We start from the raw sequence: 21,079 nt of genomic DNA on the forward strand, positions 1-21,079 counted from the left end.
TTTTAATATAGCACCCGCCACAAATAAAAAGTCGCGTAAGACTCCCAATTTGTCCAATTTGATGCAAATTCTTTTATTTCATTTTTAGTCGGTTTCTTTTCGGCACCTGTTATAAATTTAATTGCATTATGCAAACCAACATCATCAATTGGAAAAGCTGAAGGGAATCGTAAACAACGCATCAAAACATAGTGAGCTGTCCATGGCCCTATACCGCGAATGCTAGTTAATTGTTTTTCAGCTTGCTTCACATCTTGTATTTGTAATAGAGATTCTTTTGATAATTTACCTTCTGTAATGAGCTGCGCGACGTCAATTAAGTATTCGCACTTTCTTGTAGTCATTTTTAATGTTGCGAGATCTTCTACATCTAAATTTGCTATTACTTCAGGTGATGGGAATATCCAATGTTTTCTACCGTTCCAATCTACATAATCGCCAAAATTTTCGACTAATCTTCTTTTTAGAGTATAGGCATATGTGAGGTTGATTTGTTGACCTAGAATCCCCCAGCATAGTGCTTCAAATAAATCCGGAATTCCCAAAGTACGAAGACCGTAAAATTCTTTAATGGGTTTTTGAAGGAGTGGGTCGTGTTTAGCTAATTTATAGAAGGGAGCTAAATCAGTAGTTAAATCAAACCACTCTTTTACATAGTTAGATACGGCATCGTGTGCCCATTTTTCAGAGACATATGATGCTCCTAAAAAACGTATTTGAATATTACTATTGGCATTCAAACCAATTTCAACTAATGGATTTATGTTTTGAACAGGAATGACTTTATAGATTTTATTGTTTTCAATATGAAACATACATTCATTTTTAGAACGCGATAGATAGCGTAAGTTTTCTTGAAAACTAAATTCTTTTGGAACGACTAAAGACAATATTTCATTACAATCCTCTGTCATATTTACTCCTCCCGAAGCGCTTCTAATTTGAGCAATTCTTTTTTCATTTCTAAACCACCTCTAAAACCGGTAAGTTTACCATTTTTCCCAATAACGCGGTGACAAGGAATAGTGATAAGCAGAGGATTTGCCCCAACGGCAGTCCCAACTGCACGTACAGCGTTAGGTTTTTGAATTCTTTCCGCAATCTCTGAATAAGAATGTGTATCCCCATAAGGAATTTCACGTACCGTATTCCAAACAGCTAATTGAAATGCAGTTCCGTAAACATCGATAGGAATTGTAAAGGTTTCTAGTTTGGTTTCCAAATACTCGATAAGTTCTTTTGTATATGTTTGCAGATAATCTGGATTTTGGATGAATGTATGTTGTGGCAGTTTTTTGCTAGCCCACGTATTTAGTTCTTCAAAAGTTTCATTTTGCGATCCGATGAAGCATAATCCATTTGAAGTAGCTGCAGTATGCATACGCCAATGTTTATGAATAAGCAATGTCCAATATATAGTTTTATTTTCATGTGGTTTCATTATTTCATACCTCTTTTATTCCGTTCTTTTTTCGATATTCAGTAGGGGTAAATCCTGTCTTCTTTTTAAATAAAGTCGCGAAATACTCCGGATTTTCTATCCCGACATCAGTACTAATTTCCATAATGGATTGATTTGTATGTGAAAGGTATTCTGCCGCTTTTTTAATTCTGAATTGCTGTATATATTCTATTGGACTAATCCCTACAATTTTCTTGAAAGTGCGTTGTAGATGATAAGGGCTACCATGGCATATTTCTGCGAGTAAGTCGAGGGTTAGCACGTCACAATAATGTTTTTGGATATATTCTTTAATTTGCTCTACCCATTCTTCATTAGGTAAAGTTAGCCCGTTTGGTTTACAACGTTTACACGGACGAAAATTTTCATGTAATGCTTGCTCTGCCTTAAGAAAAATACGTACATTGTTTTTATTCGGTATTCTCGATTTACATGATGGTCGGCAAAAAATACCGGTTGATTTTACAGCGTAAAAGAATTTGTCATCATATGTGGAGTCATTATGAATAATTGCTTGCCAATACTCATTTGTTACTGTGAACTCTTCATTATGCACAGAACATCACCTCTGGCATTAGTATAACCTGAATAAAGTACGTATGTACGTATTTACGAATGTAAGAGCAAGATTACAAAGATGAAACTATGATAGGGTATCTATTTTGTGTTAGCATGAAAATTGAAAATGCACATCAAGAGGAGGAACATAGATGAAGTTGATTTCATGGAATGTAAATGGTTTGCGAGCAGTTATTGCAAAAGGTGGATTTCTAGAATATCTAGAAGAATCTAATGCAGATATATTTTGTTTACAGGAAATTAAATTACAAAGTGGACAAATTGATTTAAATCCCGAGGGATATTATACATATTGGAATTATGCTGTGAAAAAAGGCTACTCAGGAACGGCTATTTTCACGAAAAAAGAACCGATTTCTGTTACATATGGTTTAGGGATTGAAGAGCATGATCAAGAAGGACGAGTTATTACGTTAGAATTTGATGATTTTTATATGATAACGCTGTATACACCAAATTCTAAACGAGGATTAGAACGTTTAGATTACAGAATGGAATGGGAAGATGATTTCAGGGCCTATATTAAGCGATTAGATGAAAAGAAACCAGTTGTTTTTTGCGGAGATTTAAACGTCGCACATAAAGAAATAGATTTAAAAAATCCAAAAAGTAACCGTAAAAACCCTGGATTCTCTGATGAGGAGAGGGAGAAGTTTACACGTACTTTAGAAGAAGGATTTGTTGATACGTATCGCTACCTTTATCCTGATCAGGAAGGAGCATATTCGTGGTGGTCGTATCGTATGGGAGCGAGAGCAAAAAATATTGGATGGCGTTTAGATTATTTTGTTGTCTCGGAAAGAATGAAAGACAAAATAACAGAGGCGAAAATTAACAGTGAAATAATGGGATCAGACCATTGTCCAGTTGAATTACATATAAATTTCTAAAAAAGGAAGTATCTCGCTAATAATAGGCGGATACTTCTTTTTAATTCAGTTTGTTAAAATTTTTCAAATCATTCTTGAAATAATTGCATATTAAATATATACTTAGTAACGATAATCATTATCACTGAAAAAGGTTATCGATGGATGAAGTGTAAAAGAATTATAGTTTAGGGGAAGTGAATGAGAATGAGTTCCGGATAAAATTATTAATCTAATGAAATATATGTTTGGGACAAGTTTCATGTAGTTAAGTTTTCATATAAAAATAATCTATTTACAAGTTTTGAGAGGAGATATATAAAGATGAACAAGAAGTTATTTACATTAGGGATGGTTACAGTTTTAAGTGTAGGTTTAGCAGCATGTAATAGTACGGATAAAACTTCAGGGGAACAAAAGCAACAGACAAAAGCTACGGAAACAAAAAAAGATGAAAAACGAAAAATTACATATTTAGGTAAAGAATACACAGTACCAGCAAAAGTAGATAAAATTGCAACAGCTAGTTTAGAGTCAATGGAAGATGCAGCAGTACTTGGAATTAAACCAGTCGGTGCAATTACTGTAGGTGGTAAATTACCAAAGTATCTTGAAAAAGAATTAGAGGGTGCAAAATCTGTGGGTGAAAAAATGCAACCTAATTTTGAAACATTACTTCAATTAAAACCGGATGTTATTACATCTAGTACGAAATTCCCAGCAGAAACAGCTGAAAAGTTTACGAAAGTAGCTCCGACGTTCCCGGTATCACACGTTTCAACAGATTGGGAAGATAACTTAAAGTTAATGGGAGAATTAACTGGTAAAAAAGATAAAGCAGAAAAAATTATTAAAGATTACAATGCGGACGCTGAAAAAGCAAAAGCAAAATTAGGAGATAAGTTAAAAGACAAAAAAGTACTTGTAATTAGACTAAGAGCAAATGAATTATTCCTATATCCAGAAGGAGTATACTTCAACCCTGTAATTTATAAAGATCTTGGACTAACTGCTCCAGAACAACTTAAAACTGTAAAAGCACAAGAGAAAATTTCATTTGAAAAACTTGCTGAACTTAACCCAGATTATGTTTTCTTACAATATGAGGCAAGTGAAAATAAAAACCCGAAAGTGCTAGAAGAAATTGAAAGCAATCCAATTTGGCAAAGTATGAATGCTGCGAAAGAAAAGAAAGTATTTGTAAACGTTGTAGATCCAATGGCCCAAGGTGGCACAGCTTGGAGTAAAACAGCATTCTTAAAAGAAGCAGTGAAAAATTTATCTAAATAATACAATAAGTAAGGTGCGTTGAATGATATGCAGAAAACGAATGCGGTACCAGTAACCATTTTATGTATAGCACCCATATTGATTTTATTTACAGTTATACTTTCTGTTTTATATGGGGCGAAAAACATTGATGCTGAAACAGTGTGGAATGCTTTATTTCATTTTGATTCAAGCGATGTAAATCATAATATTATTATTACTTCACGTTTACCAAGGGTAGTTGCAGCTCTTTTAGTCGGAGCATTTCTAGCCATATCAGGAGCACTTATGCAGGGGATGACAAGAAACTATCTTGCATCCCCTTCTATTATGGGTGTGACGGATGGTGCAGCCTTTGTTATTACACTTTGTATGATTTTTCTTCCAGGAATGTCATCGATTGGTATGGTTTTATGTTCAATGATTGGCTCTGCACTAGGAGCCGGTATAGTGTTTGGTTTTGGCTCACTCCTTCAAAATGGCTTATCCCCAGTTAGATTAGCAATTATAGGGACAGTTATTGGAACATTTTTAAGTAGTGTATCGGCTGCAATGGCTTCATATTTCCAAATTTCTCAAAATGTTAGTTTTTGGTTTAATGCAAAGTTAGATCAAGTGGACCCTAATATCATTAAAATCACGATACCATTTGGGATAATTGGTATAATTTTAGCACTGTTAATATCAAAATCTATTACCATTCTTTCTTTAGGAGAAGAAGTTTCTATTAATCTAGGGCAGCGTACAAAACTAGTTAAGGCGATGGCAATTTTATCAGTTATTTTTTTAACAGGAACAGCAGTTGCTTTAGTGGGGAAAGTTGGTTTTGTAGGTTTAATTATTCCACACATTACGCGCTTTATAATTGGAGTAGATTATAAGTGGATTTTGCCTTGCGCAGGCGTTATTGGTGGAGTTTTCTTAGCATTATGTGACATTTTAAGTAGATTTGTAAACTATCCATTTGAAACGCCAATTGGAGTCGTTACTTCCTTAATTGGAATTCCTTTCTTCCTTTATTTAATCCGTACAAGAGGAGGAGAGAGACATGCTTAACAGTTCAAGTCAACGTTTTGGAATGACAATGGGGATTAGTATATTTTTAATATTATGTGCTATTTATATTAGTTTAACGAATGGTACGTTTGATATTACGATTACAGATGTATTTAAAACACTCTTTAGAATAGATCCAGTACCAGACCATGATTTAGTTATTTTTGAGTTTCGCCTTCCGCGCATTGTAATTGCTGGATTAGTAGGATTAGGCCTCGGTGTTGCGGGTGCTGTAATTCAGGGGATTACGAGAAATGGATTGGCGGACCCAGGTATTTTAGGAGTGAATGCCGGAGCAGGTACAGCCATCGTAATTTTCATGTTCTTCTTTCAAGGGCAATTAAAGAGCACAGACTGGGTTTCTATTATGATGATGCCGATGTTTGGTTTAGTCGGTGGGCTAGGAGCCGCTATAATAATTTATCTGTTTTCTTGGAAAAACGGTAAGTTAGACTCGCAACGTCTTTTATTAACAGGGATTGCAATTGGATCTGGATTTGGAGCGTTTTCTATGTATTTATCGCTCAAAATGAAGTCAACTGATTTCGAGATGGCTGCAGTTTGGGTGTCTGGAAGCATATATAGTGCAAACTGGAAGTATATTGTTGCTATGTTGCCGTGGCTTATCATATTAATTCCGCTTATACAAAAGAAAGCTTATTTATTAGATTTATTTCAATTGGAAGAAACGAGTATTACAAGTCTAGGTGTTTCAGTAGAAAGAGAGAAATCTATTTTACTATTAAGTAGTATCGGACTTGTGAGCGCATGTGTTGCTGTTTCAGGAAGTATTGGTTTCATTGGACTAATGGCACCGCATATAGCGAAAAGACTTGTCGGTATTCAGCATAAGCATATAATTCCTACGTGCGGAGTAATCGGAATGTTCCTTGTAATTGCTTCAGACTTTATTGCAAAAACAGTTTTCACACCTGTAGAGTTACCAGTTGGAATCGTTATTTCTATTGTCGGTGTACCGTATTTCTTATATTTACTTTATAAGGCGAAAGCGTAAGAGGAGGAATAAAAGTGAGTATTTTAAGTGCAAAAAATTTAGAGACGAGTTATGAAAAGCTTACAGTGTTTCGCGATTTAAATGTGGAAATACAAGAAGGAAAAGTAACGACAATTATAGGGCCAAACGGGTGCGGTAAATCGACATTGTTAAAAACAATGGGAAGAATCTTAAAGCAAAAGAGCGGTAAAGTATATTTGCAAGGACAGGATTTAAATACAATTCCAACGAAAGAAATTGCGAAGCAGTTAGCTTTACTTCCGCAAACTCCAATTGCACCAGGAGAGCTTAAAGTAGAAGAGTTAATTTCTTATGGACGCTATCCACATCGAAATAACGTAAATAAGTTAACTTCAAAAGATAAAGAAATGATTGATTGGGCATTAGAAATAACGAAAACTTCTGAATTTAGAACGAGACAAATTGCAAATTTATCAGGTGGTCAACGACAGAAGGTATGGCTAGCGATGGCTTTAGTACAAGAGACAGAAGTGTTGCTATTAGATGAGCCAACTACATATCTTGATATGTCTCATCAATTAGATGTATTACAAATTGTGGAGAAGTTAAATAAAGAACATAATTGTACGGTCGTTATGGTATTACATGATATTAACCATGCAGCAAGGTTTTCAGATGAAATTATTGCAATGAAGGAAGGGGAAATCGTTACAACTGGTAGCCCAGAAGAAATAATTACAAATGAAGTGTTAAAAGAAGTATTTCATATTGATGCACGTGTCATGATTGATCCGTATAATGGGTCTCCTGTTTGTTTCGGTTACGATAGCGTTGTATCTCAAAAAGAGAAAGTAGAAATATATGTAACGAGTTAAGAAGGGGGGATATAAGATGAATACTACTATTGAAAAACAGCAGATTATTACATTTAATACAGAACAGTGGAAAATGTATTCAAAATTAGAAGGTAAAGAATATCAAATTCATATTTCAAAGCCGAGGCAGCCAGCACCAGAGTCAGGATATCCTGTTATATACGTATTAGATGGCAATGCCTTTTTTCAAACATTCCATGAAGCGGTTAAAATACAATCGGTAAGAGCAGAGAAAACAGGTGTTTCACCAGCTATTATAGTAGGTATTGGTTATCCAATTGAAGGGGCATTTTCAGGAGAAGAAAGATGCTATGATCTTACACCTGTCGTAATTTCAAAAGATGCCCCGTTAAAACCGGACGGTAAACCGTGGCCTAAAACAGGGGGAGCGCATAATTTCTTTACTTTTATTGAAGAAGAATTGAAACCACAAATTGAAAAGGAATTTGAGATTGATAAAGGAAAGCAAACGTTATTTGGACATTCTTTAGGTGGTCTATTTGCTTTACATATACTATTCACAAACGTAAATGCCTTTCAAAATTATTTTATAAGTAGTCCATCTATTTGGTGGAATAACCAATCCGTGCTTGAAAAAGAAAGGAATCTTATAAATGAATTAAACAATGCTAAAGTTGAAACGGGAGTATTCCTTACAGTTGGGGCATTGGAACGAGAGCATATGGTTGTAGGTGCAAACGAATTATCAGAGCGCCTTCTCCAAGTAAAACACGATCAGTTTAGATTTATGTTTTATGAAGCTGAAGGGGAGAATCATGCATCTGTTGTGCCGACTTCTTTAAGTAAAGGATTGAGATTTATTAGTCAAGTGTAGAAGACGTATATGAAAAAAGGTAAGCAATTGCTTACCTTTTTTCATTATTGTTTTATTGCTACGTATCCATCAATTAAAAAGCTTGTGAAAAAGCGATTGATTTGAGTAAATCCACATTCCTCCATGATAGCTAGTAGATTCGTTTCGGAAATAGGAAATATTTCTGTTTCAAAAGAATTTTCAAATCGGTTCCAATCTTCTAATGGAATTTGATTTTGCATCATGTGGTTGCGCCAAGCATTCAATTGTGCAGAAAACATACTTGTATGGGGTACACCATTTATTGTAGAGAGAAAGAATGGAGCACCAGGTTTTAAGCGACTACTAATTTCATTAAGAAGCTCTTTTTTCTCCTTAATAGTTGGGATGAAGTGAAGAACAAGCATACAAGTAGCAGCGTCAAATAATGGATTGGTTAATAATGAATGGACAGTTCCATGTACAAAGTGAATTTGATTTTGTATGCCTTCGCTTTCAATTCTTTTTTTAGCTAGCTGTAGCATGCTTTCAGATGGATCAACACCTGTAAAAGATAAGTTGCAATTTTGTTTGCCTATTGAGAGAATTTCTTGTCCACCACCAGCACCTATAACTAGAAAATTTGGATTCATATTTTCTTTAGGGAGTGTAGTAAACAAGAAATGATTCATCATTTCATATAGGTTGTAGTAGCCTGGGATTTTACATGGAATTCTTTGTTCATATGAATTTACGGTAGTATCATTCCAATTCATTTTTAACCTCCTAAGTATGTGTGTTATAGGTTTATTATGGAATGAAATTATGAAGGGAAACAATCCCGTAAATCTGGGGGGAAGAGGATGTATGAAAAAATAACGAAAGAAATTACAATGGTAGCGAATCGTATAAGTTCTATAAGGACATTTCAAGAGTCATTTCTCCACTTAATACGTAAAGTCATTGATTTTGACGCCGCTTGTTTTACAGCTATAGACCTAATTTCTTTTTTATCTACTGGGGCATTTACGGATGAAAGTGTTGAAAAGATTCATCCACAATTGTTTATGAATGAATTTCTAGAAGATGATTTTAATAAATTTAAATATTTATCAGAACACTATCCTCATGTTGCTTCTCTTAGTATGGTGACAAATGGTGAACAAAAGAAAAGCTCTAGATACCGAAATATTTTAAAACCAGCAAGTTTTGGAGATGAATTAAGGGGCGTTTGTATGAGTAAGGGGAACTGTTTTGGGCATCTTAGTTTATTTCGAGGGAGTACAAGTCCCGCTTTTCATATAGATAATTGTAACTATTTGGCAATGGTAGTCCCGATTGCTGGAGAGGGTTTAAAAAAGGCATTTCCTAAACCTTTTTCAGAAGAGAAGGTAATAGGGACAGGTACGATTATATTAAGTGAGGATTTTAATTTATTATATTGGAATCAAGATGGCAGCGATTGGCTCTCAAATCTTAGAAAGTATGAACAGTTAAATATAAAAGAAATACCAAGGCCAATACGTGCGGTTTGTTCGAAAGTAAAGGCTAACGAATATAATGTAGGTTGTATGAATAGAGAAGAAAAAGTTTGTATACCTTTAGCCTATGGACATTTTTTAATCATTCGGGCCAGTAAGTTAGAACGTACAAGTAGTTTTCAGGGTGGTTATGTTGTTCTATTCGAAAGAGCAAGACCGGAAGAAATCTTTCCGCTTATTACGGAAGTGTATAGTTTTACAACACGTGAGAAGCAAGTAATACGTAAAATTCTTACAGGTATGTCGACAAAGGAATTGGCCCATGAACTTTGTATATCTATATACACGGTACAAGATCATTTAAAATCCATTTTTGAAAAGACTGGGGTAAGTAGTAGAAATGAACTCGTGTGGGAAGTTTTTTCAAGATTTTGTTTTGATGGCGATGAATAAAAATAAAATAACTCTACAAAAATCACATGAAGTACGGTGGATGAGTTGTAGAATAGGGCTGAAAAAAGGTTATGGATGAAACATTCCATAACCTTTTTTATAAGTAGAATTGTCCTTTTTGAAAGTTTTGTTTCAACTTTTCGTCTAAATAGACAAAAAGTTGTCACAATTCGGTCACAATTAGCATAAACATAAAATAGACGAAATGAACTTATTTCCAAAAAGGCTTGATTCATTCCATTCATGATTAGTAGAGCTGAAAAAGCATGGATTAAAAGTTCACTATATTCTCAAGGAGGTAGATCGTATGAAAACTATTCTTGCTATCGCTGGGTTTATTTGGGTTTTATCACATGGCATTCCAATTTATGAAGGAGAACAAATTCGCAGTGCTCTGAATAAAAATTTTAATGAATACCATATCATTGATCGGCAAGATAATGTTGTGACAGTTCGTGTAAATGACTGTTTTCATACGGTAACCGTTGAAGGAACTTCAGTAGTGAATGATACAAAAGTATGTGATCAGCAATAATTATATATAGGAAGAAAAAAGTCTCAATTTACACGTGTGAAAATTGAGACTTTTATATTTGTGGATGAATAATAAGCGGGGATGGACAATCCCTGCTTATTATTGTTTTTTTGAAAAAAAGAAAGGGTATCATATTAATTGAGACTGAGAAGCTAATGATGTGTTAAGAATAATCATAAAGCGAAAATATACTCATATGGGGTATCCTACATAGATATTTGATGATATAATTGGTATACTCATAAAAGCAATTGTTTTATTGGATGAAGAGAAACTTTAAGAAGGTGATAATATGGATCATAAGGACCATGAATCAGTAACACATAGATCAGAAAAAGAAAAAGAACAAATTATAAATAGATTAAAGAGAATTGAAGGCCAAGTCCGTGGTATTCAAAATATGATTGAAAATGATCGTTATTGCGTGGATATTTTAGTTCAAATTTCTGCGATTAATGCAGCGATGAAAAAAGTAGGAATGGGTGTCTTAAAAAATCATACGAGTCATTGTGTTTCAGGAGCTATTAAAAATGGTAATGGTGACGAAGCAATTGAAGAATTAATGACAGTATTTGAACGTTTTTCAAAAGCATAAAAGCCAAGCTAGTATTTGACTAGCTTGGCTTTTGTTTATATAGGAGAAGATATATAAATTCATAATTGGAGCAAAAAAATAAAGATTTTAGAAAAAAATAAAAATCATGATATAAAACCATTGATTACCTTAGGGGGGTATGGTAAGATGTAGTTGTGATTAATAAACAATGAATAAACAAGAGGAGGATTTTAAATGGAACAGTTAACATTAAAAGTTGAGGGTATGTCTTGTGGGCATTGTGTAAATTCTATTGAAAGTAATGTGAAAGAACTAAACGGCGTTGAACAAGTAAAAGTTCAATTAGCAGAAGGAACTGTTGAAGTTACTATCGACTCATCAGTTGTAACGTTAAAAGATATCGTTGCTGTAATTGAAGATCAAGGCTATGAAATTCAATAATAATTTTTAATATAGAAATAAATCGTACTTTATATGGAGTACGATTTATTTTGCTAAAAATTATACCTTATAAGGGTATATAGAGGTGAGAGACATGAATGAGCAAAAAGAGGCCAATCTCCAAATATCAGGCATGACATGTGCAGCCTGTGCAAATAGAATTGAAAAAGGCCTGAAAAAAGTAGAAGGTGTTCATGATGCAAATGTAAATTTTGCACTTGAAAAAACAAAAATAATGTATGATCCCCATAAAACAAATCCACAACAATTTAAGGAAAAAGTTGAGTCGCTAGGATATGGAATTGTAAGTGATAAAGCTGAGTTTACTGTTTCAGGGATGACATGCGCAGCATGTGCGAATAGAGTAGAAAAGCGTTTAAATAAGTTAGAAGGTGTGAACGGAGCGACAGTAAATTTCGCTTTGGAATCAGCTACAGTAGATTTTAATCCTGATGAAATTAATGTAAATGAAATGAAGAGTGCAATCACGAAATTAGGATATAAATTGGAAGTGAAATCAGATGAGCAAGATGGATCAACAGATCATCGCTTACAAGAAATTGAACGACAAAAGAAGAAATTTATTATTTCGTTTATTTTATCATTCCCGTTATTGTGGGCAATGGTAAGTCATTTCTCATTTACATCGTTTATTTATTTACCTGATATGCTAATGAACCCTTGGGTGCAGCTAGCTCTTGCAACTCCTGTTCAATTTATCATTGGTGGACAGTTTTATATTGGAGCGTATAAAGCGCTACGCAATAAAAGTGCAAACATGGATGTTCTTGTGGCACTTGGAACGTCCGCAGCTTATTTCTATAGTGTGTATTTAAGTATTAGGTCGATTGGTTCTTCAGAACATATGACAGATTTATATTTTGAAACGAGTGCGGTACTTATTACTTTAATTATTTTAGGTAAATTATTTGAGGCGAGAGCAAAAGGGCGTTCATCAGAAGCTATTAAAAAGTTGATGGGACTACAAGCGAAAACTGCCACAGTTGTGCGAGATGGAACAGAGATGAAAATTTTAATCGAAGAAGTGGTAGCTGGTGATGTTGTCTATGTTAAACCTGGTGAAAAAATCCCAGTAGATGGAGAAATTGTAGAAGGAAAATCAGCGATAGATGAATCGATGTTAACAGGCGAGAGTATTCCAGTTGATAAAACAATTGGGGATGTAGTAATTGGCTCTACAATGAATAAAAATGGATTTTTAAAAGTTAAAGCAACTAAGGTAGGAAGAGATACTGCATTAGCTCAAATTATTAAAGTAGTAGAAGAGGCTCAAGGTTCAAAAGCTCCTATTCAAAGGGTAGCAGATCAAATTTCAGGTATTTTCGTACCTGTTGTAGTTGTAATTGCTATTATTACATTTGCGGTGTGGATGATATTTGTTACACCTGGTGATTTTGGCGGAGCACTTGAGAAAATGATAGCAGTACTTGTTATCGCTTGTCCGTGTGCATTAGGCCTTGCAACACCTACATCTATTATGGCGGGATCAGGAAGATCAGCTGAGTATGGTATTTTATTTAAAGGTGGAGAGCATTTAGAAGCAACGCACCGATTAGATACAGTTATTCTAGATAAAACAGGTACTGTGACAAACGGGAAGCCTGTTTTAACAGATGTAATTGTAGCAGATGGATTCCATGAAGAAGAAATACTACGTTTAGTAGGTGCGGCAGAAAAAAATTCTGAACATCCACTTGCAGAAGCGATTGTAGAAGGAATTAAAGAAAAGAAAATTGATATCCCAAGTTCAGAAACGTTTGAAGCGATTCCAGGATTCGGTATCGAATCAGTCGTAGAAGGGAAACAATTATTAATTGGTACACGTCGATTAATGAAGAAATTTGATATTGATATTGAAGAAGTTTCTAAATCGATGGAAGAGCTAGAACGAGAAGGAAAAACAGCAATGCTTATTGCGATCAATAAAGAATATGCTGGTATAGTGGCCGTTGCAGATACTGTAAAAGATACTTCAAAAGCAGCTATCGCAAGACTTAAGAAAATGGGTCTAGACGTTGTTATGATTACAGGAGATAATACACAAACTGCTCAGGCAATCGCTAAGCAAGTTGGTATTGATCACGTAATTGCAGAAGTATTACCTGAAGGAAAAGCAGAAGAAGTGAAAAAACTTCAAGCGCAAGGTAAGAAAGTAGCAATGGTTGGAGATGGAATAAATGATGCTCCTGCACTTGCTACGGCGGATATCGGTATGGCAATTGGAACAGGTACGGATGTAGCGATGGAAGCGGCAGACATTACGTTAATCCGTGGTGATTTAAATAGTATTGCTGATGCAATTTTTATGAGTAAAATGACGATTAGAAATATTAAGCAAAATCTATTCTGGGCGTTAGCTTATAACGGCCTAGGAATTCCAATTGCGGCGCTCGGTTTCTTAGCTCCTTGGGTTGCAGGTGCAGCAATGGCATTTAGCTCTGTATCAGTCGTATTAAATGCATTAAGATTACAAAGAGTTAAATTGAAATCTTAAACACTTTCAGCTATAAAGCGAATTTAATATGCTTTTTTACAATAAACAATACTTTGTATGAGTATTGTTTATTGTTCGTTTAGAAGGAAAAGTCGATATAATATAGAAAGAGCAGAAGTAGAATCATATATAGTGGAAGAAACTGTTTCGAAAATAAACACGAAATAATTATCCGGATAACCGAAATAAAAGAGTTAGTTTGATAAGGAGTTTTACATATGTTTAAAGATATTAAAATTAGAACATTCCAGAAGGAGGATTTAGAGCAAGTATTACAATTGTTCTATGAAACGGTTCATACGGTGAATGCAAAAGATTATAACGAGTTACAGCTACAGGCGTGGGCCCCGGAGCGACTAGATAGAGAGAGATGGCTACAGTCTTTAGAAAAGAATATTTGTTACGTTGCTGATTATAAAGGTGTGATAGTGGGATTTGGGGATTATAATGATGATCATTACGTAGATCGCTTATTTACGCATAAAGATTATCAAGGAAAAAGGATAGCATCATACATACTACAGAAGTTAGAAAAAGAAGCAGTGAACTTGCAGCATAGGGATATGTATACAGAGGCGAGTATTACAGCAAAACCTTTCTTTGAAAGCAAAGGTTTTATTTGCATAAAGGAACAAAATAAGCAGCATAATGGTCAGATTTTTATTAATTATGTCATGAAAAAAATAGCCTTCTCATAAATGAGAAGGCTATTTTTCATTATTTTACAGCTTCTTTTAGTTCTTTACCAGCTTTAAAAGCAGGTACTTTAGAAGCTGCGATTTGCATTTCTTCACCCGTTTGTGGGTTACGGCCTGTACGAGCAGCTCTTTCACGAACTTCGAATGTACCGAATCCGATAAGTTGTACTTTTTCGCCAGCAGCTAAAGAGTTAGTGATTGATTCTACTACAGTTTGTAAAACTACAGTAGCTTCTTTTTGAGAAATCTCAGCGTTTTGTGCTACGTTTTTAATTAATTCTGTCTTATTCATGTTTTTCACCTCATATGTAAATAATGCTATTTAAGTTGTTATTATAACGTATAAAACATTCGAGAACAAGTGTACGTACATATATTCGCAAAAAAAATGAAATTTGTAATATTTTTAGGACCAATTTATAGACATTCAATTTAAGCGGATACAGATTTTTTCTTTAATGCAGTTTGCTCTTTATTGGAAGGTAGTTTTTTATTATAAGATATGAAATAAGGTAATGCTACAAATAACATACCCCCTACTAAATTTCCGAAGAAAACAAAAATGAAGTTTGGAAAATATTCAACCCAAGTTAAATGACCAGAAAAAATTGCAGCTGGGATGACAAACATATTGGCTACAACGTGTTGAAATCCAATCGCAACAAAAGTCATAACAGGGAACCAAATACCGACAATCTTTCCGATAAATTCTTTACTTCCCATACTGAGCCAAACAGCTAAACAAACGAGCCAATTACACCCGATTGCAGAAATGAAGGCTTGCAGTGGTGTATCTTGTAGTTTAGCTTGTGCAATAGAAACTGTTTTTGCTAAAAAAGCTCCCTCCGTTAAGCCGACGATATGACCAAAAAAATAAGCGACGAATATAGCACCTATGAAGTTGCTAAACGTAACAATAACTAAATTTCGTATGAAGTGAAATAAGTCGATTTTTTTGTGAAGCCATGCCATTGAAACGGTCATCATGTTGCCAGTTACTAATTCACCGCCTGCAAGGATAACGAGTATAAGACCGATAGGGAATACGGCAGCACCTAAAAAGCTAGTAAATGATCCCCAAGATTTTGGCATTGTTCCGATAACATGGATATCAAGTAAATATCCTAATGCTATGAAAGCACCACCAAAAAAACCGAGAATTAGCATAGGGAGCAATGATAAATGAGCTTTTTTTCTTCCAGAATTAGCAGCAAGTTCCGTAATTTCTTCTGGTGTAAATACAGACATGAATAACCTCTCCTTAATAGAATGATGGAATGAATAGAAGAAACATTTTAAAGAATCTATGTATGATAAAAATATGATATGATTTCTGTATAAATTTGTCAAAGTGAGTGGGGCTGAAATTGGATATAACGAACATTGTTCATGTTGTCACATTAATGTAACAATAAGGATTTAAAGTGATTTTAGAGGTGAAAACATGAATACGCATCATGTAAAAAAAGAACGAAAAAAATCAATCGTAAAGATATTTATTATTAGTTTCATAAGTATATTAATGATACCAGTAAGTTTGTATTTCTATGCGACTGAAATAGAAAGAAGACTAGTAACAGTTACGTGGAATGAAATAGAAGCTCCTACAATTCCTAAAGAGTTTAATAATAAAAAAATATTGCAGTTCTCAGATGTACATTTAGGACCAGATTTCACATTGAAACAACTAGAAAATTTGGTGGAGAAGATGAATGAATTACATCCAGATATAGTAGTTTTTACAGGAGATTTAATAGATAAGTTTGGATCCTATAGTGCGGAAAGAGAAGAAGCAAAGGTTATTTTGCAGAAAATTAAAGCTCCCCTAGGAAAATATGCTGTGTTTGGGAATCATGATAGAGGTGGGGGCGGTAGTTTATTTTACAAAAAGTATATGGAGGAAGCTGGTTTTTCTGTGTTAGTAAATGAAGTGCAGAAAATTAAAGGGGAAAACGGCAAGTATATTACAATATCAGGTTTGGATGATTTTTTATTAGGGAAGCCACAAATAGACTCGACTTTAAAAAACTTAAGACAACAAGATTTCAATATGCTATTAATACATGAGCCGGATGTTGTAGATAAAGTATCTCGTTATCCAGTCGATTTTCAAATGTCAGGACATAGTCACGGAGGACAAGTTCAAATTCCTTTTGTAGGTCCTTTAATTACTACAAAACTAGCTGAGAGTCATGTTGAAGGTATGTATGAATTAGAAGGGAAGAGTAAGCTGTTACATTTATACGTAAATCGTGGTATTGGAACGACTCGAATGCCTGTTAGATTTTTAAGTGTACCGGAACTTTCACTATTTGTATTGAAGCAAAGTAGTGACTGAAGTAGAACGTTTAATATTTTGAAGAATTAAGAGTACTTTTAAAGAAAGTTCTCTTTTTTTTATTGATTAAATACAGAATATTATGTATTTTTTATTTAAACTGTTAAAAAGAAAGGGGAATTTCTATGATAGAAACATGGCATAAAGAATTGGAAAGTTTATATAATCAAATGGTTTCGTGGCGAAGAGATTTTCATCAATACCCAGAGCTATCGTTTCAAGAAATAGAAACACCGAAAAAAATAGCTGAAATTTTAAAAAGTTTTCATATTGATGTGAAAACAGATGTCGGGGGAAGAGGGGTAATCGGCGTAATTGAAGGTGGAATACCTGGGAAGACGATGGCGCTACGTGCTGATTTTGATGCACTACCTATTCAAGATGAAAAGAAAGTTTCATATAAATCAAAGGTTCCTGGTGTAATGCACGCTTGTGGCCATGATGGACATACAGCAACACTTTTAGGAGTTGCAAAAATATTAAGTGATAACAGAGACCAACTTTCAGGAAAAATAGTCCTTATTCATCAACATGCAGAAGAGAAAGAGCCTGGCGGAGCAATTGCCATGATTGAGGATGGTTGTTTAGAAGGAGTAGATGTTGTTTTTGGTACGCATTTATCTTCTAAGATGCCTTTAGGAATTGTTGGAACGAAAGCTGGAGCAATGATGGCGGCAGCTGATACTTTTGAAGTGAAGATTCAAGGGCGAGGCGGTCACGGCGGTATGCCACATCATACTGTAGATGCTATTATCGTTGCAACACAAGTTATTAATCAGTTGCAACTTTTAGTGAGTAGAAAAGTCGATCCACTTCAATCAGCAGTTTTAACAGTTGGTACATTCCATGCCGGGCAAGCCGATAATATTATTGCGGATACTGCTACGTTTACAGGAACCATTCGAACGTTAGATCCTGAAGTGAGAGAATATATGGAGAAGGAATTTAGACGAGTTGTTGAGGGGATTTGTCAGTCCCTTCATGCTGAAGTTAATATTCAATATAAACGAGGTTATCCAATATTAATAAATCATGTAGCTGAAACACGTCATTTTATGACGGTCGCGGAACACGATCTTGGCAAAGAAAGGGTCATGGAAGTACCACCTATTATGGGCGGAGAAGATTTTGCATACTACTTAGAACATGTTCCAGGAGCATTTTTCTTCACAGGTGCCGGTAATGAAGAAATAGGGGCAACATATCCACACCATCATCCTCAATTCGATTTTGATGAACGTGCGATGTTGGTTGGTGGGAAGTTGCTTTTAAGTCTTGTGAATAGTTATTCAAGAGATGGAAAAGAATTTCTTCATCATGTAGAAGTGAAAAAGTAATTTACATAGATAAAAAACAACAATAGGTCATATAAAACCTATTGTTGTTTTTTATTATTTTTGCAAGGAAAGACTATCAAAATATGTTCTATAGTTATTAGAGAATTCAAAGTTGTTTTTTGCATCCCAATTAATAGACCAAGACATTAGGCCACGGAATGCAGGATAGCCACTCTGACTTGAAAGTTTATACTTTCCTCCGAAAGGAATTCCTTTAATGATATAATCTAAAGCTTTTTTCATTTCAGTTGGAGAAATATATCCGCCACTTGGAGCGGCCGCTGGTGCTGCAGGAAGTCCAATCATGACTTGATCCGAACGAAGAGGCGGGAAAATGTTATTTGCATTACCACCTACAGGAAAACCATGTAAGAGCATATCTGCCATAGCGACTTCGTAGTCTGCAGTACCTTGATTGTAGTTATTACCGTCCATTCCAATCCCGCTACCAGCGTTGTAGTGTTGAACGTGAATGTATGTTAGTTTGTCTTTCACTCCGTAAATAATCGGTAAATATGCACCCCAGATGCTTCCATATGCGCTATAGCCGCCTTGAACATAAGCTGTTTCAGGAGCCATGCTTAATAGAAAATTTGGACCATAATGATCTGAGATTGTCCGAATAGCCGAAATAAGATTTACGATTTGAGGAGTCGTTGGGTTTTTGAAATTAGTGTCATTACCGTTTAAGTAAATTCCTGATTCAAGGTCAATATCTATTCCATCAAAACCGTATTTATCAATTAGAGATTGTATGGAATTAATAAAACGTTGCTTAGCGGCATTATCAGGAAGTAAAACGACCCCATTTTGTCCACCTATTGAAAGAACTACTTTCTTTCCTTTACTTTTTAAATAAGCAATATCTGATTTGAATTCTGCATCTGTACCATACACAGGAGAAAATTCAACAGTGGAACGATCACCACCAGTTTCACCGAAAGATACATTGAGTACATCCCATTTTGGTGAAACGTCTCTTAATTTAATAATGCCAGTACCGTTATCAAAGTTATGCCAGTATCCAACGAGTAATTTTGATCCTAAATTGTTTGCTGCTTGTGCTTGAAAGGGAGCTAGCGGTAGCAGTAAGAAAATTACTAAAGTACAACAAATGAATTTGAACTTGTTTAACATATCAACACCCCTATACAAAAAGTTGTCTAGATGTATAATCTTGTTTATTTAATAATATCTGAAAATTCATTCTCTTGTAAGGTGACTATAATTTTCTCAACAATTGTGTATGGGAAATTATTAAACCTAATGAAATAATTTTTGAAGGAGGTCGAATTGTGATTGTTAAATTCAGAATATTTTGATATATTTTAAAGTATAGGATAAGATTTTTCACATAATACTCTTACATAAATTTCAAAATTAAGTTTGGAAGGGGATGTACAAGAGTTGGATAAAAATCTTAAGAAAGACCTCAAAATACGCCACATTACAATGATTTCCATTGGTGGCGTAATAGGAGCTGGTTTGTTTGTTGGGAGTGGCGCGGTTGTGCATTCAGCGGGTCCAGGTTCTATCGTTTCATATGCATTAGCAGGACTTCTAGTTATTTTCGTTATGAGAATGCTAGGAGAAATGGCAGCTATTAATCCGACAAGTGGTTCATTTGCAACATATGCAAGAGAGGCAATTGGTCCATGGGCAGGTTATACAATTGGGTGGCTATATTGGTTTTTCTGGGTAATTGTTATTGCAATAGAAGCTACAGCAGGTGCTGGTATTATTCAATACTGGATTCCAGAAATCCCACTCTGGTTATTAAGCTTAATATTAACGATTTTATTAACGTTGACGAATGTTTTCTCGGTGAAATCATTTGGAGAATTTGAATATTGGTTTTCATTTATTAAAGTAATAAGTATTGTTTTGTTCCTTTGTCTTGGACTAGCTGTTATTTTAGGATTTGTACCAGGAACGGAAGCACCTGGCACTTCGAATTTGGTAGGTCAAGGAGGATTTATGCCAAATGGTATAAGTTCGGTGTTACTTGGAATCACCGTCGTTATATTTTCATTTATGGGATCTGAGATTGTTGCAGTGGCCGCTGGAGAGTCTGCCGAACCTGTAAAGGCAGTCAAAACAGCAACAAATAGTGTAATTTGGCGTATTCTCGTATTTTTCATTGGATCGATCGCTGTAGTTGTTACACTCCTTCCGTGGAATTCGGCGAACATACTAAAAAGCCCATTTGTGGCGGTACTGGAACATATAGGGATACCAGCGGCAGCGCAAATTATGAATTTTATCGTTTTAACAGCTGTACTTTCTTGTTTAAATTCGGGTTTATATACGAACTCAAGAATGCTTTTTTCAATGGCAGAAAGAGGAGATGCGCCAAAGGCATTTTTGAAATTGAATAGTAGTGGTGTTCCAGTTCGGGCGGTTTTATTTGGAACTTTCTTTGCTTACATTGGAGTTGTTTTTAGTTACATATCTCCAGATAAAGTATTTTTATTTTTAGTGAATGCATCTGGCGGGATTGCGTTACTCGTTTATCTCGTTATAGCAGTTTCACATTTCAAGATACGTAAAAAAATGGGGAAAGCGGAACAACAAAATTTGAAAGTGAAAATGTGGCTTTTTCCATATGTAACATATGTTACAATTGCTGCGATTATAGCAGTTTTAGTTGCCATGCTCGCAATTGAATCTTTACGTTCACAAGCGCTTTTAACAATGCTTGTTACTGTTCTTATAATAATTTCTTATTTTATTTTTAATAGAAATAAAAATAGTACATTGTTGAATCCTAAAAGTAAGAATGAGGAATCTGTTCGATTCTAATTTCTTGTTTTAGAAGAGAGTTACACCCAATCATTGCTATAAAA

The 21,079-nt window shown here is 34.8% G+C and carries 22 protein-coding genes; 15 read left to right on the forward strand and 7 right to left on the reverse strand.

The features are described 5' to 3' along the window. Positions 1–2: 2 nt before the first annotated feature. Genes AC0IXC_RS13160 through AC0IXC_RS13170 form a run of 3 tightly spaced genes read right to left on the reverse strand, consistent with a single transcriptional unit; the run spans position 3 to position 2,018 of the window. Entirely contained in the window at positions 3–914 is a 912-nt protein-coding gene (locus AC0IXC_RS13160) for a DNA-3-methyladenine glycosylase 2 (RefSeq protein WP_215590096.1), read from the reverse strand. A gap of 2 nt (positions 915–916) precedes the next feature. Continuing rightward, positions 917–1,441: a methylated-DNA--[protein]-cysteine S-methyltransferase gene (locus AC0IXC_RS13165; RefSeq protein WP_471652933.1), complete on the reverse strand. Its 525-nt coding sequence runs from the start codon at positions 1,439–1,441 to the stop codon at positions 917–919. Between the two features lie 4 nt (positions 1,442–1,445). Further along, positions 1,446–2,018, reverse strand: coding sequence for a bifunctional transcriptional activator/DNA repair enzyme AdaA (locus tag AC0IXC_RS13170; protein WP_215590094.1), 573 nt, complete (start codon positions 2,016–2,018; stop codon positions 1,446–1,448). A 154-nt stretch (positions 2,019–2,172) separates the two neighbouring features. Here AC0IXC_RS13170 and AC0IXC_RS13175 point away from each other — a divergent pair, with 154 nt between their 5' ends. From AC0IXC_RS13175 to AC0IXC_RS13200, 6 genes are all read left to right on the forward strand, one after another. After that, the gene (locus AC0IXC_RS13175) at positions 2,173–2,931 is read left to right on the forward strand and encodes an exodeoxyribonuclease III (protein WP_215590093.1); all 759 of its coding nucleotides are present in this window, start codon (positions 2,173–2,175) and stop codon (positions 2,929–2,931) included. 303 nt (positions 2,932–3,234) lie between these two features. Continuing rightward, complete coding sequence (locus tag AC0IXC_RS13180) at positions 3,235–4,200, forward strand: iron-hydroxamate ABC transporter substrate-binding protein (protein ID WP_002014659.1); 966 nt, start codon at positions 3,235–3,237, stop codon at positions 4,198–4,200. Between the two features lie 27 nt (positions 4,201–4,227). Next, positions 4,228–5,235 (forward strand): FecCD family ABC transporter permease, encoded by a 1,008-nt coding sequence (locus tag AC0IXC_RS13185; protein WP_002014660.1) that lies wholly within the window; start codon positions 4,228–4,230, stop codon positions 5,233–5,235. Next, positions 5,228–6,250, forward strand: a complete 1,023-nt coding sequence (locus tag AC0IXC_RS13190) for a FecCD family ABC transporter permease (protein WP_471652934.1) — start codon at positions 5,228–5,230, stop codon at positions 6,248–6,250. The genes AC0IXC_RS13185 and AC0IXC_RS13190 overlap by 8 nt, the downstream gene beginning before the upstream one ends. 14 nt (positions 6,251–6,264) lie before the next feature. Beyond that, positions 6,265–7,086: an ABC transporter ATP-binding protein gene (locus AC0IXC_RS13195; RefSeq protein ID WP_471652935.1), complete on the forward strand. Its 822-nt coding sequence runs from the start codon at positions 6,265–6,267 to the stop codon at positions 7,084–7,086. Between the two features lie 16 nt (positions 7,087–7,102). Then, positions 7,103–7,921: an alpha/beta hydrolase gene (locus AC0IXC_RS13200; RefSeq protein WP_471652936.1), complete on the forward strand. Its 819-nt coding sequence runs from the start codon at positions 7,103–7,105 to the stop codon at positions 7,919–7,921. 44 nt (positions 7,922–7,965) lie between these two features. Here the strand turns inward: AC0IXC_RS13200 and AC0IXC_RS13205 are convergent, their stop codons facing one another. Then, a complete protein-coding gene (locus tag AC0IXC_RS13205; protein WP_471652937.1) occupies positions 7,966–8,655 on the reverse strand; it encodes a class I SAM-dependent methyltransferase in 690 nt (229 codons plus the stop codon). A gap of 87 nt (positions 8,656–8,742) precedes the next feature. Between AC0IXC_RS13205 and AC0IXC_RS13210 the strand changes: the two genes are divergently transcribed. From AC0IXC_RS13210 to AC0IXC_RS13235, 6 genes are all read left to right on the forward strand, one after another. Continuing rightward, positions 8,743–9,813 (forward strand): helix-turn-helix transcriptional regulator, encoded by a 1,071-nt coding sequence (locus AC0IXC_RS13210; protein WP_471652938.1) that lies wholly within the window; start codon positions 8,743–8,745, stop codon positions 9,811–9,813. A gap of 307 nt (positions 9,814–10,120) precedes the next feature. Continuing rightward, a complete protein-coding gene (locus AC0IXC_RS13215) occupies positions 10,121–10,348 on the forward strand; it encodes a hypothetical protein (RefSeq protein ID WP_002014667.1) in 228 nt (75 codons plus the stop codon). 292 nt (positions 10,349–10,640) lie between these two features. Further along, the gene (locus AC0IXC_RS13220) at positions 10,641–10,943 is read left to right on the forward strand and encodes a metal-sensing transcriptional repressor (protein WP_002014668.1); all 303 of its coding nucleotides are present in this window, start codon (positions 10,641–10,643) and stop codon (positions 10,941–10,943) included. 195 nt (positions 10,944–11,138) lie between these two features. Continuing rightward, positions 11,139–11,345 (forward strand): copper chaperone CopZ, encoded by a 207-nt coding sequence (gene copZ, locus AC0IXC_RS13225; RefSeq protein WP_002033654.1) that lies wholly within the window; start codon positions 11,139–11,141, stop codon positions 11,343–11,345. A gap of 94 nt (positions 11,346–11,439) precedes the next feature. After that, on the forward strand, positions 11,440–13,860 hold the full coding sequence (locus AC0IXC_RS13230; protein WP_340777157.1) for a heavy metal translocating P-type ATPase: 2,421 nt from the start codon (positions 11,440–11,442) through the stop codon (positions 13,858–13,860). A 218-nt stretch (positions 13,861–14,078) separates the two neighbouring features. Next, on the forward strand, positions 14,079–14,558 hold the full coding sequence (locus AC0IXC_RS13235) for a GNAT family N-acetyltransferase (protein ID WP_002142798.1): 480 nt from the start codon (positions 14,079–14,081) through the stop codon (positions 14,556–14,558). Positions 14,559–14,577: 19 nt separating this feature from the next. Here AC0IXC_RS13235 and AC0IXC_RS13240 read toward each other — a convergent pair whose 3' ends face one another. Further along, positions 14,578–14,850: an HU family DNA-binding protein gene (locus AC0IXC_RS13240; protein ID WP_002033657.1), complete on the reverse strand. Its 273-nt coding sequence runs from the start codon at positions 14,848–14,850 to the stop codon at positions 14,578–14,580. Positions 14,851–14,990: 140 nt separating this feature from the next. Further along, positions 14,991–15,806: a formate/nitrite transporter family protein gene (locus tag AC0IXC_RS13245; RefSeq protein ID WP_002014675.1), complete on the reverse strand. Its 816-nt coding sequence runs from the start codon at positions 15,804–15,806 to the stop codon at positions 14,991–14,993. Between the two features lie 196 nt (positions 15,807–16,002). Here AC0IXC_RS13245 and AC0IXC_RS13250 point away from each other — a divergent pair, with 196 nt between their 5' ends. Together AC0IXC_RS13250 and AC0IXC_RS13255 are read left to right on the forward strand one after the other, a co-directional pair. Continuing rightward, complete coding sequence (locus AC0IXC_RS13250) at positions 16,003–16,896, forward strand: metallophosphoesterase (protein WP_002033659.1); 894 nt, start codon at positions 16,003–16,005, stop codon at positions 16,894–16,896. Positions 16,897–17,021: 125 nt separating this feature from the next. Further along, on the forward strand, positions 17,022–18,233 hold the full coding sequence (locus tag AC0IXC_RS13255) for a M20 metallopeptidase family protein (protein ID WP_471652939.1): 1,212 nt from the start codon (positions 17,022–17,024) through the stop codon (positions 18,231–18,233). A gap of 54 nt (positions 18,234–18,287) precedes the next feature. On the opposite strand, the gene AC0IXC_RS13260 is transcribed toward AC0IXC_RS13255, so the two are convergent. After that, positions 18,288–19,370, reverse strand: coding sequence for a chitinase (locus tag AC0IXC_RS13260; protein ID WP_002128633.1), 1,083 nt, complete (start codon positions 19,368–19,370; stop codon positions 18,288–18,290). Between the two features lie 270 nt (positions 19,371–19,640). Between AC0IXC_RS13260 and gabP the strand changes: the two genes are divergently transcribed. Beyond that, complete coding sequence (gabP, locus tag AC0IXC_RS13265) at positions 19,641–21,035, forward strand: GABA permease (protein WP_000360102.1); 1,395 nt, start codon at positions 19,641–19,643, stop codon at positions 21,033–21,035. Positions 21,036–21,079 lie beyond the last annotated feature (44 nt).

The organism is Bacillus sp. AC266 (assembly GCF_979253805.1).